This is a genomic window from Vreelandella olivaria, from assembly GCF_023507745.1.
GTDB lineage: Bacteria > Pseudomonadota > Gammaproteobacteria > Pseudomonadales > Halomonadaceae > Vreelandella > Vreelandella olivaria_A.
Genome location: NZ_JALPZO010000137.1, coordinates 1 through 16,890 on the forward strand (window position 1 = coordinate 1; position 16,890 = coordinate 16,890).

Annotated in this window: 12 protein-coding genes; 6 read left to right on the top strand and 6 right to left on the bottom strand. The window is 56.6% G+C overall.

What is annotated here, in order from left to right:
• Positions 1-211 precede the first annotated feature (211 nt).
• The 6 genes from HP566_RS16930 to HP566_RS16955 all read right to left on the bottom strand — a co-directional run bounded on the left by HP566_RS16930 (position 212) and on the right by HP566_RS16955 (position 7,842).
• Entirely contained in the window at positions 212-1,321 is a 1,110-nt protein-coding gene (locus HP566_RS16930; protein WP_249978486.1) for a pyridoxal phosphate-dependent aminotransferase, read from the bottom strand.
• Between the two features lie 24 nt (positions 1,322-1,345).
• Positions 1,346-2,728, bottom strand: a complete 1,383-nt coding sequence (locus HP566_RS16935) for an FAD-binding oxidoreductase (RefSeq protein ID WP_249978488.1) — start codon at positions 2,726-2,728, stop codon at positions 1,346-1,348.
• Between the two features lie 32 nt (positions 2,729-2,760).
• Positions 2,761-4,404: an ABC transporter ATP-binding protein gene (locus tag HP566_RS16940; protein WP_249978489.1), complete on the bottom strand. Its 1,644-nt coding sequence runs from the start codon at positions 4,402-4,404 to the stop codon at positions 2,761-2,763.
• 9 nt (positions 4,405-4,413) lie between these two features.
• Positions 4,414-5,247: an ABC transporter permease gene (locus HP566_RS16945; RefSeq protein WP_249978491.1), complete on the bottom strand. Its 834-nt coding sequence runs from the start codon at positions 5,245-5,247 to the stop codon at positions 4,414-4,416.
• Positions 5,244-6,221: an ABC transporter permease gene (locus HP566_RS16950; protein WP_249978493.1), complete on the bottom strand. Its 978-nt coding sequence runs from the start codon at positions 6,219-6,221 to the stop codon at positions 5,244-5,246. The genes HP566_RS16945 and HP566_RS16950 overlap by 4 nt, the downstream gene beginning before the upstream one ends.
• Before the next feature lie 64 nt (positions 6,222-6,285).
• A complete protein-coding gene (locus HP566_RS16955) occupies positions 6,286-7,842 on the bottom strand; it encodes an ABC transporter substrate-binding protein (RefSeq protein ID WP_249978494.1) in 1,557 nt (518 codons plus the stop codon).
• A gap of 217 nt (positions 7,843-8,059) precedes the next feature.
• On the opposite strand from HP566_RS16955, the gene HP566_RS16960 reads away from it, so the two are divergent.
• The 6 genes from HP566_RS16960 (at position 8,060) to HP566_RS16985 (ending at position 16,489) form a co-directional block, all read left to right on the top strand.
• The gene (locus HP566_RS16960; protein WP_249978497.1) at positions 8,060-8,737 is read left to right on the top strand and encodes a GntR family transcriptional regulator; all 678 of its coding nucleotides are present in this window, start codon (positions 8,060-8,062) and stop codon (positions 8,735-8,737) included.
• A gap of 22 nt (positions 8,738-8,759) precedes the next feature.
• Positions 8,760-10,025, top strand: coding sequence for an ArgE/DapE family deacylase (locus HP566_RS16965; RefSeq protein WP_249978499.1), 1,266 nt, complete (start codon positions 8,760-8,762; stop codon positions 10,023-10,025).
• Between the two features lie 68 nt (positions 10,026-10,093).
• Positions 10,094-13,759: an ATP-binding protein gene (locus HP566_RS16970; protein WP_249978500.1), complete on the top strand. Its 3,666-nt coding sequence runs from the start codon at positions 10,094-10,096 to the stop codon at positions 13,757-13,759.
• Positions 13,756-14,385, top strand: coding sequence for a condensin complex protein MksE (locus tag HP566_RS16975; RefSeq protein ID WP_249978502.1), 630 nt, complete (start codon positions 13,756-13,758; stop codon positions 14,383-14,385). The genes HP566_RS16970 and HP566_RS16975 overlap by 4 nt, the downstream gene beginning before the upstream one ends.
• Complete coding sequence (locus HP566_RS16980) at positions 14,382-15,626, top strand: hypothetical protein (protein WP_249978504.1); 1,245 nt, start codon at positions 14,382-14,384, stop codon at positions 15,624-15,626. The genes HP566_RS16975 and HP566_RS16980 overlap by 4 nt, the downstream gene beginning before the upstream one ends.
• Complete coding sequence (locus tag HP566_RS16985) at positions 15,623-16,489, top strand: DUF7281 domain-containing protein (protein ID WP_249978506.1); 867 nt, start codon at positions 15,623-15,625, stop codon at positions 16,487-16,489. The genes HP566_RS16980 and HP566_RS16985 overlap by 4 nt, the downstream gene beginning before the upstream one ends.
• Positions 16,490-16,890: the final 401 nt, after the last annotated feature.

Genomic DNA, 16,890 nt, shown 5'->3' on the forward strand with positions numbered 1-16,890 from the left:
CCTTGCGATGGTTCCAGGCGGTGCGGTAACAACGATTCATGATCACGGCTCCCAGGTGGCTCCCGTGGTTCATCATCGCTGCTTGCATGAGGAACGGGGATAACGGTAATGGAAATACTGATGAATGCTTCATCCATGCGTACGGTATTTAAGCAAGTGATGTCGTCTACCGCTATCCCTGCAATTAGGTATATTGAGATAAATGCCTGAATTAAGGCGATGTGGCTATGGCCCGCTCAAGAATCGCCAACTGCCCTGGTTCCAGTGCATCCGCCACAGCGGTAATGCGCAGCACATGGCCCAGTGCCGGGTGAGCCGGGCGGGCAATTAATCGGCCCGCTTCGAGTAACTCGCGGTTAATGCGCCCGGCCAATTCGGCATTGGGTAAGCGAATGCCGATAAAGTTGGTGGCACTCGGCAGCACGTCGGCTCCCAGGGTACGAAAGTGCGCCGCCAGCTGCTCCCGGCGGTTTTTGACATCGGCGATATGCTGGCGCACTTCTTCCGGGTGATCGAGTACCACTTCCGCCGCTGCCAGTGTCAATGACGAGAGCGCGTAATGAATGCGTACCTTCATCATTATGGCGAGAACGGCGGGTTCTGCAATGGCGTAGCCGATACGCAATCCAGCGAGTCCATGGGCTTTGGAGAGGGTGCGCAAACGAATGACGCCAGGTAACGCCCTGGCGGTGAATTCGCTGTTGGCATCATCGCGAAAATCACCATACGCCTCGTCCAGCAGCAGCCAGCAGGTATCGGGCAGTGCAGCACGCAACTTGAGAATGGCACTGTCGTTGTGCAGGTGGCCGCTGGGGTTATCGGGGTTGGCCAGATAGACCAGGCGGGCATTTTCCTGGTGGGCCGCAGCCGCCAGGGCTTCCAGGTCAGGTGCCAGTACGCCGGGGGCCTCAAGGTAGCCTGGCTCTATCAGGCGGCAGCCCTGGCCCTGGGCAAAGTAACCAAAGGTAGGGTAAGTGCCCGCGGTGCTCACTACCGTTTCGCCCGCTTCACAGGTGGTGCGCAGTGCCAGGGCGATCAGGCTGTCGGCGCCGGCATCCACCAGCAGATGCTCCAGGGGAATATTCTGCTGTGCGCTTAGCCGCTGACGTACGCCGAGTGCTTCGGAGTCGCCATAGCAGTAAACGTGTTCAGTCACCGCATCGCCAAAATGCTCACGTAGCGCCCGGTGCGGCATATCCAGGCCTTCGTTGGAGCCTAGCCGGTGGGGAATCTCACGACCTATACGGCGTTCCAGGACTTTAATACCAGGAAACGGATTAACAGGGCCTTCACCGGTCAGGTGTTCAGGGTAGCGGGGCATAACGGTATCCTAGAAATAAAATCATCAGCTCAATACTTTACCGCGATTAAGCAGTTGGTAGGGGTCCAGTGCCTGCTTCAGCGTGTGCATTAAATCTATCTCCGCGTTTGAGCGGCAGGTGCTTAACCAGGGACGCTTTTCCAGCCCAATACCATGCTCCGCCGAGACCGAACCACCCAGGGCTTTAAGAGGCTCATAGACCAACGTTTCCACGGCGTGGCGCTCTTCGGGGGCGCTGCTGCCAACACTAACGGAAATGTGTAAGTTACCATCCCCCAAATGCCCAAACACCACCAGGCGCCCCTGGGGCCAGCGTTGGGTGATCCGGGCTTCCAGGGCAGCGGTGTAGCGCTGCATTTCAGCAATAGGCAGGCTGACATCGAAGGTCAGCACGGGCTCCATTCCTTTTACCAGCCCTTCGATATCTTCACGAATGGCCCACAGCCCATCCTGTTGGGCGGCGGATTGGGCGATCACTGCATCCACAATGAGTTCGTCTTCCAGTGCTTGCTCAAGGGCTTCACGAAACTGTGTGCTCAGGTGTGTGGCATCGCTGCCCAGGGATTCAATAATCACGTAAAAAGGGTGCTCCGGGGCGATGGGTGGTGTGTGCCGCCCCAATGTTTCGGTGAGCAGCCGGTAGTGGTTTTGCCACATGACTTCAAAGGCACCCAGTGCTCCCCCCAGCGTTTTACCCATATGGCTGAGCAGGACGGTGAGTGCTTCAAACGACGGGCAGGCAACCAGAGCGGTTTGTTCAACGGGGGTGGGAGGCTGTAGGCGTAATACCGCCCGGGTGACAATGCCCAGGGTGCCTTCGCTGCCAATAAACAGCTGCTTTAAGTCAAACCCTGCATTGTTTTTCAGCATGCGGTTCATGGAACTGACAATACGCCCGTCTGCCATGACGGCTTCCAGGCCCAACACTTGCTGGCGCATCATGCCGTAACGGATGACCCGAACTCCCCCGGCATTGGTGGCAATATTACCGCCAATCGTGCAGCTGCCACGGGCACCCAGGTCGAGGGGGAACTGTAAGCCGACCTCTTGCGCGGTTTCCTGAACCAGTTGGAGCGGCGCGCCTGCCTGTACGGTCAGTGTGCCGCCTACCGGATCGACTTCTTCAATGGCGGTCATACGCTCCAGGGAAATCACTAACTCATCCGCTGTGGCTTCTGCTCCATGTACCAGGCCGGTGAGCCCGCCATGGGTAACCACGGGCTGCTTTAAGTCGTAACAGACGCGCATAACCGCCGCTAACTGCTCGGTATCGGCGGGGCGCACAATGGCCCCTGCCAGGCAGGGGGCGCCGGTCATCCAATCCACACGACGGCTATGAACATCATCACCTGTGAGTACATGGGCCGGGCCAACAATGGCGCGCAGCGCCTCCAGGGGTATCTGCATATGTGTTCCTTTACGTACGTTCCATGTGATTGCTAAGCGGTCGCTGCTGTTGGCGTCTCGCGACCGGGAATCGCTTCAAGTAGCGATTGGGTGTATGCCTCTTGGGGGCGTAAAAAGATTTGCTCAGCGCTGCCCTGCTCGACAATACAGCCATGCTGCATGACCACAATACGATCACAAATCTGTGCGGCTACCCGTAGATCGTGGGTAATAAACAGCAGTGAAAGCGAAAGTCGCTGTTTCAACTCCTCCAGTAACTTTAATACCTGTGCCTGAATGGAAACGTCCAGTGCTGAGACGGCTTCGTCTGCCACGATCAGTTCTGGATTAAGAGCCAGCGCCCTGGCAATACCAATCCGCTGGCGCTGGCCGCCGGAAAACTCATGGGGGTAGCGCTCCACCGCGCTGGCTCCCAGGCCCACCATATCGAGCAGTTCCCCGGCCTGCTTAAGTGCCGCGGTTTTGGGTGTGCCGTTAGCCATCGGCCCCTGGGCAATCGCCATACCGACACGGGTGCGCGGGTTTAAAGAGGCGTAAGGGTCCTGAAAAATCATCTGCACGCGATGGCGTTCACGGCGCAGGGCATCCCCTTTTAGTTGCGAAAGGTTAACGCCATCCAGTAGTAGCTCGCCGTTATCCGGGTGTTCAAGCCTTACCACACAACGGCCCAGTGTGGATTTCCCGGAACCTGATTCGCCTACGATCCCCACGGTTTCACCGCGGTCCAGGGTCAGCGAGACATTATTGAGGGCATGCACTTCACGGGCGGACTTAAACCAGCCCCCACGGGAGCGAAACACTTTATTAAGCTGCTTAATCTCCAACAGGGGGGCGGCGTTACCCGGTTCACGGTGGGGTGGCACGGCATTACTGGGTATGGCCGCAATCAATGCCTGGGTATAGGCATCCTGCGGGTTCTCAAGCACGGCCTTGGCCTCGCCGATTTCCACAATCCGGCCATGGCGCATCACGCATACCCGATTGGCAATTTCAGCGACCACGCCAAAATCGTGGGTAATAAACATCACCGCCATACCGCGTTTGCGCTGCAGGTTTCGGATAAGTTCCAGAATCTGTGCCTGGGTGGTGACATCCAGTGCGGTGGTGGGCTCATCGGCAATCAACAAAACCGGCTCTAGCGCTAACGCCATGGCGATCATTACCCGCTGGCGCTGGCCGCCGGAAAGCTCAAACGGATAGGCACTGATCGCTTTTTCCGGTTGTGGAATGCCGACTTCTATCAAGAGTTCCAGCGCTCGCGCCATGCGCTGTTTCGGGGTGTGCTGCCCATGAGCTTCAAAGACCTCGGCAATCTGGGCACCCACCCGCATCAGGGGGTTAAGGGCTGTCATCGGCTCTTGAAAAATCATGCCGATTTTAAGCCCTCTCAGTGTTCGGTGCTGTTTTTCGGTCAGGGTGAGCAGGTTTTGGCCGTCAAAAATAACTTCCCCCTGTACGGGGCGAACCCCTTTTGGCAACAAGCCCATCACGGTATTGGCTGCCATGGATTTACCGGAACCGGACTCCCCCACTACGCACATGATTTCGCCTCGGTTCACATCGTAGCTGACACTTTCCACTGCCAGTGGGCGATCTGCCCCTTTGGGAAGGGCCACGCTCAAGTCACAAATGCTTAGCACCGTGTCAGCCGTCTGGTCGGTCTCTATTACAGACATAAAGCGCTCCTAGCGTTCACGGGACAGTTTAGGGTTCAGGGCATCATCCAGTCCTTCGCCCACCAGATTTAGCGCCAGGACGGTCAGTAAAATGGCAACGCCTGGGAAGAAACTGAGCCACCATGCTTGGCGGATCACCGTGCGGGCTGCGCCAATCATGTAGCCCCAGGACATAACGTTGGGGTCGCCTAACCCCAAGAAGGAGAGGGAGGACTCAAGCAGAATGGCGGTGGCCACCATGAGTGAGGCCAGCACGATAATGGGCGACAGGGTATTGGGCAGAATCTGGCGCAAAATAATGGTGCGGTTGGTCTGACCTACCAAGCGGGCCGCCTCAACGTACTCGCGGTTGCGCAGTGACATAAATTCAGCCCTTACCAACCGGGCTACCGGTGGCCAGCTCACCAGGGCAATGGCGAGCACAATGGAGGTAACGCTGGGTTGCATAATGGCTACCAGCACTATCGCTAACGCAAAGTTGGGGATGGTTTGAAAAAACTCGGTAAAGCGCATCAGGATATCGTCAATCAATCCGCCGTAGTAGCCCGCGATAGCACCCAGAGGCACACCAATGAGCAGGGCTACGCTGGTGGATACAAGGCCTATCAGCAGAGATACCCAGGCACCATGCATCAAGCCAGCGGCGACGTTACGGCCCATGGTATCGGTTCCCAAGGGAAAACCATCCTGGGAAAACGGAGGTAAGAAAGGGCGTTGTACCATGCGCCAGGGAGACTCCGGGAATAGCAGGGGCGCAAGTATCGCCATTGCGATAATCACCAATAAAATGATCAGCCCTGCCAGGGCGCCCCGGTTTTGTGCAAAGCGTGCGAAAAAGCTCATGAGCCCCCCTTGATACGCGGATCCGCCAAGCGGTAAACCAGATCGGTGATGATGTTGAAGACAATGACCAAAGCGGCAGAGAAGAAGAAAATCCCCAGTAAAAGGTTGTAGTCACGCTGTTGGAGTGCCTCGAACATCAAACGCCCTATGCCTGGCCAGGCAAACACGGTTTCGGTCAGAATCGCACCCCCTACCATTTGCCCTGCCTGCAGGCCTGCCAGGGTGATAATGGGGAGCAGCGCGTTGCGCAGAATATGGCGGCGCTGAATGATGCCCGGTTTCAAGCCCTTTGCGCGGGCGGTTTTAACGTAATCCTGCTGTGCCGCATCCAGCATGGAGGTGCGGGTCATGCGGGTATAAATTGCCATAAAAAACAGTGCCAGGGTGGTGGCTGGCAGAATCAGGTGCCTGGCCACATCCAGTACTAAAGCAAAGCCGGTATGGCCTGCCCCCACGGTGTAAAGCCCATAGGCGGGCAGCCAGCCAAGGTAGACCGAAAAGACCACTACGGACATCAAGGCGACCCAGAACAGCGGGGTGGCATAAAATAGCAGCGCCAATGCCATGATCAACGAGCCCGAAGGCTTTTTAACCCGTGCCGCAGCCATGGAACCAGCCACAATGCCCAGTACCAGAGAGAGCACAAACGCAGTGCCTGTAAGTAGTAGGGTGGCGGGCAGACGCGCCATAATCAGGTCGAAGACCGGCGCTCCAAGACGATAGGAGTAACCAAAATCAAGCATCGCAATGCCTGAAACATAGCGCCAAAGCTGCACATAAAGCGGCTGGTCAAGACCAAAACGCTCGCGCAACTGGTCAAGAAACTCCTGGTCGGTGGCACCGGCTTCCCCCGCCAGAATGGCTGCCGGGTCTCCAGGCGCCATCTGGATAAGAAAGAAGTTAAATATAACGATTAAAAACAGCACAATAACGGCTTTGCAAAGCCGCATGACAATCAAGCGAGCGTAAAGCATAGGAACCTTCCTGACATTGCTGAATCACCCAGGCAGTGGTGAGCACTGCCTGGGTGGGGCTTGATTAGCGGTCTAGCCAGGCATCCTTGAAGCCGTCGTTGACACCTACACCCGAGGTGACCAGATCTTGAACATCACAGCGGTAGAGGGTGGGGAAGCCCAGCTCCATCAACCAACCCACGGGGACATCCTCGTGCAGGATCTCCTGAACCTCACGGTAAAGTGCCTCCCGCTCCTCATCGGGGAAAGCCGTTGCGGCTGCATTGAACAGCTCGTCGACCCGCTCGTTTTCGTAGCCTTGCACGTTATTCCAGGGCGACCCCTTGGCGATGTTGTCGGATAAATAGGTGCGTGAAATACCCAGCGCCGGGTCGCCATATTGGAAGAGGTAGGTAAAGGCAAGGTCATAATCCCAGTCGCCCAGGCGCTGGTTCCAACCGCCCACATCGGTGGCTTGCGTGCTTACATTGATGCCCACCTCGCGTAGGTTCTGCTGTACTGCTTCAGCCCAGCGGGTCCAGGTTTCGCCATAGGGGAGTGGCAGAATCGTGATTGCTTCGCCGTCGTAACCCATCTCTTCCAGCAACTCACGGGCCCGGTCGGGGTTATGGTCATAGGGCTCAAGACCATCATGCTGGAAGCGGGCGTTGGAACCAAAAGCAGAAAGTGGTACATCACCCAGCCCATTCCAGAGCACGTCACGGGCAAATTCACGGTCCATGGCATACATCACTGCCTGGCGGAAGCGCTTGTCTGCAGTGGGGCCTTCGCGGTTATTCATCCACAGCATGGCAAAGGGGCTAAAGTATTCGTGCCCTTCTTCCGTCATGCAGACATTATCCATCGCAGAGAGGCGCGGGATATCGAAGTTTTCAACCGTACCACTCGGTAGTACGTCAATGGTGCCATTTTCGAAGGCCACCGCGCGGGAGCCACCATCGGGAATAATGTGCCAGTTCACGCCGTCCAGGTAGGGCATCCCCTCTTCGTAGTAGTCATCGTTTCTAACCAGTTCGATGACCGTGCCACGTTCCCAGTTGGCAAACTTGAATGGCCCGGTACCGATAGGGTGGTCATTATGTTCGTTATTGCGGAAGTCCGTATCTTCGTACAGGTGCTTGGGCACCATGGTGAAGGTGCCTGCCTCAAAGGAAATCAGGAATGGGCCGAAAGGTTCGGTCAGGGTAAACACAACGGTGTGGTCATCTGTCGCTTCGATGCTTTCCACATGCTGTAACACCGCCCGCGCGCTGGGGTTCAACTCGCGGTGGAAAACATCGGCAGAAAAGACCACATCATCGGCAGTAAAGGGCTCGCCGTCATGCCACGTCACGTTTTCCCGCAGGTGGAACGTATAAGTGTGTCCATCTTCGCTGACCTCCCAGGACTCCGCCAGTTGCGGCACTGGCTCCAGTTCGGTGGTATAGCGCAATAACCCTTCATAAATATTACCGGCAACGGTTCGGGTGGGGGCGTTCTGGACCATGCCCAGCACCAAGCCCGGTGGTTCTGGCTGAATAATGGTATTAACCGTACCACCCGACCTGGGTTCATCTGCCATGGCGGCGGCGGTAAGTGTGAGTGCGGCAGCGGAGATTGCCAAAGCTAATGGTGTCTTCATTTTTCCTGCTCCTCGGTTTATTGGAACGTAAACAAATTACGTCGTCGTTAGGCGAGCGAGGCGTGGCGCGAGTCAACAGCCCGGTTATAAGGTTTGTTTGGGGCTTTTTTGACCATAGCAGTGCTAGGCAAAACTGTCGACAGTCGGCAGTCGTTTATCGACAGGAAGGGTTTTTACGTCATACTGAAAGCACGTAACACTTTAATGAGTACTCCTTATGGCCTCATCCAAAAGCGCCCCAAAGGCCTTTATTCAGCAGCAGAATCTTGTTGAGCAAGTTGCTGACTATTTGACCCAAGCGATTATCCAGCAACACTTTTTGCCCGGTGAGCGGCTTTCCGAAGTACAGCTTTCCCGCGATTTAGGCGTTAGTCGGGCGCCGGTTCGTGAGGCGGCTCGTCTGCTGGAAAGTCGGGGATTGTTGATTTCTAAGCCGCGGCGGGGGTTTTTTGTCAGAGCGTTGAATTCCGTTGAACTGGAGGATGTGTTCGATCTACGGCTTTGCCTGGAGCGCCATGCCATTAACCGTCTGGTTGAGCGCTATAGCAGTGAAGCCCAGCGAGCGCTTGAGCAGCAGGTAGAGGTGCTTTGTGAGGCAGCCGCCAGCAACGACGGTACACGCCGAATAGAGGAGGATCTGCAGTTTCACCGTTTACTGATTCATTACGCAGGTAATGAGCGCTTGCTGCGGGCGTTTGATGGCTTAACCCATGAACTGCGCCTGTGTATTACCCTGATTACCAAAACCCATGAAGCCCCCGAAACTATCGCGACCAGCCACTTCCAGTTGCTTGAGGCGCTGGCAAGCGGTAACCCCACCGCCTGTCGGGAGGCGATGGATTACCATATTGGCGTTGCCCGTAAGTTTGTCGTGCGTGGCATTGGGGAGGTATAGGGGGAAACAGAGCGGAGACTTGATGATGCCACTAAACCCGATAGAGCAAAAGGTGATGGAGCGCTGTGATGCACTTCTGGAGGATACCCTGGTCCTGACTGAACATCTGGTACGTGAGTACAGCGTACTGGGCCAAGAGCAGCGAGCCCTTGGTGTGATGGAAGCGTGGCTGGAGAGCGAGGGGCTACCGGTGGAGCGCGTGGGGCTGGATGATGGCTCCTTGCTGGTGCATCCAGGCTACGCACCAGTCAGTTGGTCAGGGGTGGGGCGCTATAGTGTGGTCTCGCGCCTTAACCCAGAGAGCAACAAGCCCCATCTGGTGTTTAACGGGCACGTGGATGTGGTACCTGCTGAGCCTGTGGATAGCTGGACGCAACTCCCCTGGGAGCCCTGGAGAAAAGGGGGCTGGCTGTATGGTCGTGGCGCAGGCGATATGAAAGCCGGAGTGGCTGCCATGAGCATGGCGGTCAAAGCGGTACGGGATGCTGGGCATCCCATGGACTATCCGTTCACGCTACAGGCGGTGATTGAAGAGGAGTGCAGCGGTAATGGCGCATTAGCCTGTGTCAGCCGCGGTTACCAGGGTGATTTCGTATTGATACCCGAGCCGTTTGGTGCCCGGATTTATACTGGGCAAGTGGGAGTTGTACGCTTCAAGATTGAGGTTGAGGGTACCCCGGCGCATGTGCTGGATACCTCGGCAGGTTGTGATGCCATTGAGGCAATGCAGCAGTTGTTCCCTGCGTTAAAGGCACTTCAGGAAGCACTTAATGAAGAACGCCAACCACCCTATGATGCGCTTGAGCACCCCTTTAATCTTAATATTGGCCGCTTCGATGGAGGTAATTGGGCCTCAAGCGTGGCGGCTCACGCGGTGATTGAGGGCAGAATCGGGTTTGATCCCAGTACCTCTCCCCACTCTGTGATGGAGCGCTTGGAGCGTGCCATACTGCAAGCGCATACCAAGTTGGCGCTACCCGTCAAGCCACCCAGGGTCAGCTTTCACGGCTTCCGTTCAGAGGGACATTTAGTGGATCTGGAGCACCCTGGCATTGCCTTGCTGAGTGGGTGCCACGAAAGCCTGACCCAGCAGCGCCCCAGGCACTATCTTTCCACCTGCACCACTGACCTGCGCGCATTTCATCAGGCGGGGGTTCCGGGTACCTGCTATGGCCCAATCGCCGACGCTATCCATGGTGTGGATGAGCGGGTCAATATTGAATCGATCCGCCAGACGTTGAAGGCATACGCCCTGTTTATGTGCCGTTGGGGGCGTCAGCCACATTGAACGGGTGCCGCTCTGCCCTGGGTCTGGCAAGATAGTGGTTTCGAATCTCTATCGATCAAGGACACGGCATGGCGCAATTGCTACGCATCGTGATGATTCACGGCCACCTAAGCGGGGTGGTCGAATTAAGTGTGGATGGCCACACCAATATTTGCGGTACCAATGCCTCGGGTAAAACCACGCTCCAGCGCTTAGTGCCGGTGTTTTATGGCGAGCTACCCAACAAGGTTGTGCCTAAAACCCGCATGAAGTTTGACGCGTTTTACCTGCCTAACCGCAATAGCTACCTGATTTATGAGTACCGCCGCGAAGCCGGTAATATTTGCCAGGCAGTCCTGACCCGCAAGGCAGAAGGCGGGGTGGAGTATCGTTTTGTCGGCGCGCCTTATCAGCCAGAAGATTATCTGGTGCACAGCGAGGCCGGAGTCGCAGCGCTGGATTACGCCCAATGGGCCAGTGGCCTGCGTCGGGCGGGGATTTCCGTTTCCCCCAAACTGGGCGCAACATCCGAGTTTCGCTCGGTGATTCAAAATGATTTTACCCAACTGCATGGTAATAGTCGGGATGGTCTCAAGTTGCGTCAAATCGCATCGCAATTTAGTTTGGTAAACCCCGATCGGCGTATTCGTCATATCGAAAAGCTCGTATCGGCCGTGCATGCGAAAGAGGGCAAGATGGATACCCTCAAAACCATGCTGGCTGCCATTTTTGAAGAGGATGGTGTTGAGCTGCCGGTGACGAGGATTCGTAATACCAAGGCCCGTGAATGGATTGCCCAGATGCGCCAATCCATGCGGCTTGAGCCGCTGCAAGCTTCTCTTGCCCGGCTGGCGGGTATTGACCGGGAACTTGCTCAGTTGGAATCCACGCTCTGGCAACTGACGCCGCAGTTAACCGTTGATCGAGAGCAGGTAGAGCAACGCATGGCCGACCTGGATGGTGAATTAAACCGCCATCAGCGTGATTTCCAGCAGTATGAGAATGACTACACCCAGCAACGGGATGAACTGAACGACCGCCATAGTGAAGTGGTCAGCGACCTGCAGCAGACTCAGCGCCGTTTAAATGATCTGCAGACCCAGTTTGAATGCTACGCCGAGGCGGATATGCCCGGCCTTGAGCGGGATATCAATGCGCTACCCCAGTGGCGAGAGCAGCGCGACCAACTGCAAGCCCACCTGCGGGAAATGCAGGATGCGGTCAAAGAGAGCCAGGCCCGCCTGGATGGGCGGCTGCGGGAGCTGGCCGAGCTGCTCGCCCGCCAAACCCAGGAAACCCAGGAACTCATTGATGCGCTGGTAGAGGAAAAAGCCCTCCGCCGGGAGCAGCAGTGGGAAGCAGAGCAGCAGCATAATGATCGCTATCAGCGTGAACGCCAGCGCCTTGAAGGGGAGTATCAGGCCCAGCTGGAGCTGGGGGTGGAGCAACTCGCGGAGTTAAAAGCACAACTTGCGCTGGCCACCCAAACCACGGAAGAGGCCCAGGAGGCGGAGTTAGCCCAGGCCAGGCTCGATCAGGCGCAGCAGGAGCGGAGCGCCGCTGCCTCAACGCTTGATGGGCTACGCCGTGAGCTTGAAAAGTATAAGCGCGAGCGCGACGGTGCTGAACAGCATCTGGTGCAGCGCCGCCAGCAGTTTGAACGTGCCGAGCAGCGCTGCTTTGCACTCTATCAGCAGCGCGACCCGGAGCAAGGCAGCCTACGCCATTTTTTGCGTTATCACCGCCCTGGATGGGAGCAGCAGCTCGGTAAAGTCATCGCGCCGGAGCTGTTGGAACGCCGGGATTTAGCGCCAGCTCTGGCGGAAAATGGCAGTGATGATCTGTTCGGGTTGGCATTGGATCTGACAGCCATTGCGTTGCCTGATTACGCCCAGGACGAGTCCAGCCTGCTTGCTGCCATTGAGGAGGCCGACAGCAAAAAGCGGCAGGTACAGGCCGAGTGCCAGGCGGCAGAAAAAGCACTCAAGCAGCATAACGAGCGGGTGCAGCAGGCGGATGAAGCTCAGGATCAGGGTCGTATGGCCCATAAGCGTGCTGAACAGGAAGTTGAGTATGCCTTGGAGGCGCGTCGTCAGCAGCAGGAGCGCCACGCCAAGCGCCAGCAGGAGCGCCGCGCTGCTCATCAGGCGGCCTTGGCTCGTCAGGAACAGGCCCAGGCAGCGTTGCGAGAGGAGAAGCAGCAGGCGCTATCGACCCTGGCCGAGAGCCACCAAAGCCAACTGCTTGAGCTAAAAGCTGACAGCCAAAGCCAACTGGATAGCCTGGATGCCCAACTCCGTCAGTACAAGCAACAGCTAAACGATACCAACACTGAGCATCAGCAGCAGCGCAGCGAACTGGAAGCCGCCTTTAGCCAGGAACTGGCTGACCAGGGCGTGGACCCGGAACAGCTAAAAGCCACTAAAGCGCGTCTGGTTCAACAGGATGAGCGCATTCGTGCCACGGCGGCCCGTCAGGATGAACTCATTGAATACAGCCGCTTTATGCGTGTTGAGTGGGGGCAGCAAAAGCCGCAACTCGTGGCCAGGGAAGCGGAGCTTGAGCAGGTTGATAAACAGCTTCAGCGGGATAAGTCCCGCCTGAAAGATGATTTTCAGGCGGCGCGCCACGCCTATCAAACCACCGTCAATACACTCAAAGCCCAGCGCGAAAACGAACTCCGTTGTCTGGATGCCTTAAAACCGTTGCTCATTCAGCTGGAAGCGCTTGATATTGCACCTGAAGGGCTGCCCACTGAGGCACCCGTAGGGGATGTGGATGAGCGTATCGAGCGTGCCCGGCAAGCGCTTGGCAGCCGTCACCAGCAGTTAGAACAGTTGCGCCGCGGCTGCCTGGAAGTGGAGAGCCAGTTAATCAAAGATGCCAGTAGCGGTTTTGCCGAGGCCCTGGAGAGCGAACGCAGTAAGCTGCCAAGTGACAACCCTCTGCTGCAGTTACCGCTGCTACGCGGTATGTTGAAACTGCTGGAAGATCAGCAGCAACAGCTGATTCAGGAAGGGCGCAACCTTAGCGACGATCTGGACAAATTTTTCACCGTTTTCCGCGACCTGAACCGGCGTATTAGCGCTCAAAGCCGTCGGCTTTCGGAAGAGGTGGCGGATGACCTTCGCCTGGATGGCATCGGCAAGGCGGAAGTCCGCATTCAGTCCACCATTGATGAGCTGGGGTTCTGGGAGCCGCTGAAGCTGTTTGCCCAGCGCTACAAAGAGTGGCGGGAATCCGGCCAGACACTACCCAGCGATGACTACCTCAACGCCCTGGCAGATGTTGTCGACTTATTGCGCAGTGACCAGCAGTACAGCTTTGAAAGCCTGCTGCGTCTGGAGCTGCACCTTAATGAAGGCGGCACAGACCTGATCATCAAAAACGACCGCCAGCTGTTGGAATCTTCCAGCCACGGCATGGCGTATCTGATTTTATGCAAGTTCCTGCTGGCCTTCACCCGGCTGCTGCGGGGCGATGCGCAAATCGGTATCCACTGGCCAATCGATGAGATCGGCACGCTGGCTTACCATAACGTTGAAAAGCTGTTCGATGCCTGTGACAGCAACCGCATTCATATTGTTGGCGCCTTCCCCAACCCCGAGTCGGACGTATTGCTGCTGTTTGCGAACCGCTACCTCATTGAACGGGATATCAGCCAGCCTCATCAACGTCAGCTCAAACGGATTGAGCCACGTCTGAGCCGTTTGGCTCAACGTCTTAAGGAGCGGCAGCAGGAGGAGACAACATGATTGAGCATGGCCCGCTACTTGAGCGCTTGTTAGCAGGGGAGTTTATCTGTGCTGTCAGTGATGAGAATGCCCACCGTCACCTCTCCAGTGACGAGACCCGCGACGCTATCGACAGCTACCTGCGACCGCTCAACCGTCGCCTGGCCAGCAATCAGGACGCCAGCGTCTACTTCCTCGCCTGGCGGCAACTGAATGACGAAGCACGGGAACAGTTGTCTCGCCAGTTGGGGGATACGGTGAACAGCCTGCTGCCGTTGCTGGAGTGGCTGCAACTGGTGCAGGAAGCGTTGGGACGGGACACCCTGGCAGCTCCAGGGGATGTACTGAAGCCCGCTGAATTCAGCGCCAAGTGCGAAGATAACCAAAGCCTGCGGGAGCGTTTGGAGCGGCTGGCGACGGATAGCTTTTTTGGTTCTCAAAGCGAGCAGTTGGATGCCCAGGTAAAGCAGGTATTTAAACGCTTGAAGGAGCACGGCTACCTGATGCAACCCCACGCTGAACGCCAGGTATTTGTAGTTACAGGTAAGATTGACTATTTGGTGGATTTGGTACGCTTTATTCGTGACGAAGAGAATTTGCCTATTGATGCAGATAGCGAAGAGGGCGCTCAGGAGTCGCTGCTGTGAGCGGTGAACATGCGCTGGAAAGCCGTTTGCTCAAAACCGGCAGCGAGCGGCTGGCATTGCTGGGCAGGCACGCCGATGTGTTGATGCAGGGTTACACCCGCGACGAAGTGCCTTTGGACAATCTCAGTGACAGCGCACTCCGCAAGTTGCTGGCTGCGCGCCTGCTATGGCGGCCAGACGAGCAGAGCGGCGTAAAATTGGCGCCCAAGGTGCGCGAATTAATCGCTGAAATGCTCTCCGATGAAACTCGTCGGCATGTGAATGCTGATGTGGCAGAGACATTGGAGCTGATTCGCTCACTGGTACATAGCTACCGCGAAGCACGTAGCCGTGGTGAGCACTGGCGGCAAGCGCAGCAATTACTCCGGTTGCGTCAGGAAGTGGATGATCTTAATGGCCGCTTTGCCGACGCTATCGACAGCCTATGGCAGCGGCTGAACAGCGATTTCGGCTTTGTCAGTCAATTGAATGACAAAATCCGCGAGAATGACCGTGCCCAGAAGCAGATCGCCCGCTTACTGGATGGTTTGGCGCTGATCGACTTTGACGAGTTGATTGAGCTGGTAGGCAGTGACGGTAGCCTGCGTAAGTTATTAATCAGCCAGTTGCAGCAGCAGTTAAGTCACCACTACACCAGTCTGCGCGAAGTGCAGCGGCGGTTAATTGAGCTGATGGCACGTTTTCGCAAACAACAGGCACGCAGCCGCTTGGTTAGCGGTATGGTGGCCTTTATGCGCGAACACCCAGGTTTTGTGCCGGGCAACTACGCTCGGCGCAGCGAAGTGCCCGCCCTGTTTAATCAGGCGGCACCGCTCAACGCTGCTGCTGCCCCTGCACTAGACCGCGCACTGGATAGCCACGTGTTATCTGAGCTGCTGCATCAACTGCCTACGCCGCGCCACGCCGCTCAGATTGTGGCGGCTGCCAGCCCCGCCCAACTGCCGGAAAACAGTCTGGCGGCGGCACGTCAGCAAGCGCTTAAACAGGATGTTGAGCGTTTCTACCTGGCCGTGTTGGACCAGCCCCAGGCCGAGCCGGTGAGTGCTCTGGATTATCTCCATGAAAGCTCACTTGAATGGCCAGATGAAATCTGGCTGTTTCAAGTGATTGCTGAATTCCAGGGGCTGCCGCGTAGTGAGCAGCGCGCCTTTCGCCTCCACCAGGATGAGTCACCGGCAAGCCCGTTCAATGACCTGCGCCTGATTCACGACGTGGCGCTGCAACTGGCAATACCACTATGAATCTCCCCAGCCGTGCTCGCAATGGGTTGAACGGCGTGGCTCGCGAGCTTTACCGTCAGCCTACGGTGGAGAAGCCGCGCCGCCAGTGGGTAGAGGATGTGGTGGCATGGTGCCATCAACAGGATATTGACCTGGGCACGCGGCTGAGCAGTCGTGCATTACGTTTTGATCCGGCCCTGCTGGCGCAGATTAATGAGGTACTTGAAAGTGCCCGCATGGCACCACTGGGGCGTTCACTGAGCGGCCTAACCAGCAGCGCCCAGGCAAATGAGGGCGTGGAAGAGGACAAACACAGCCGCGAAGGCCCCCGCGTTTGGCGGGTATTGCTTAGCTTGCCGCCCCAGCCTACCCCAGGGTTTGCCAGTGAGCCGCGCAGCATTCGCGATATAGACCTAAGAAGCCTTGCGCTCGGAGCCTTTGGCGCTCTGATCCAGGTGGAAAACCTGGATAGCTTCTACGCCTTCACCCCCGGCATAACCGCGCTAAGCGGCTATGCCAACCCTCTGGTGGTGTATCGTGGCGATAGCCACTACGGCGGCGGCTTTGCCTTGCTGGCCGAAGAGTGGCGCAAAACCCGCAGGCCGCATATCTACGCAGGCGACTTTGATGCCAAGGGCATCACCCTAGCGCTGGACAGCGGCGCAACACATATGCTGCTACCTGAAATAGAGTGGCTAACCCAACATGCCACTTTCCTGCACCAGCCCGCCCAACAGCTTCCATTCCAACGCCGCCTACGTCAATTTCATGTAAACCTGGAGCCACAACACCCGCTAAGACCCTACCTAACGCTACTGGAGAAACAGCGTGGATTAAGGCAGCAGTGGTTTGAGGGGCAAATGGTGTGCATTGAACTCAGCTAGGAACGTCGCTCAAGTCTACCATTTCACGTTTTGCCTTGGTTGGCCGCTGACTCACCAGCGCCAAAGGTCTGACTCCCCCTGGCGGAGCAGTGTTTTTCTATGCAGTATTATTAGGCAGGGTAAAACGCGCAGGCACACGAATTTTGGATATACTGCCAAAATTGGCTTTGCCACTAGAAGAATCAATGGGGTAGAGTCATTCAAGATGGCTGTATAACCCCAATGAATGTGCCGTCACGTTTATTGAGGTTATGCAGCCGGGTGTATATACATTGTTATTTGCGCGATAGCGAGCGAGACCCACTATCAGCCTAGTACATGCAGTAGAAAATGCTGTATACCCAAACAGCATATTGAGGCTGGCTGATATGAGAACAAAGTCTAGGAAATGAAATTGACAG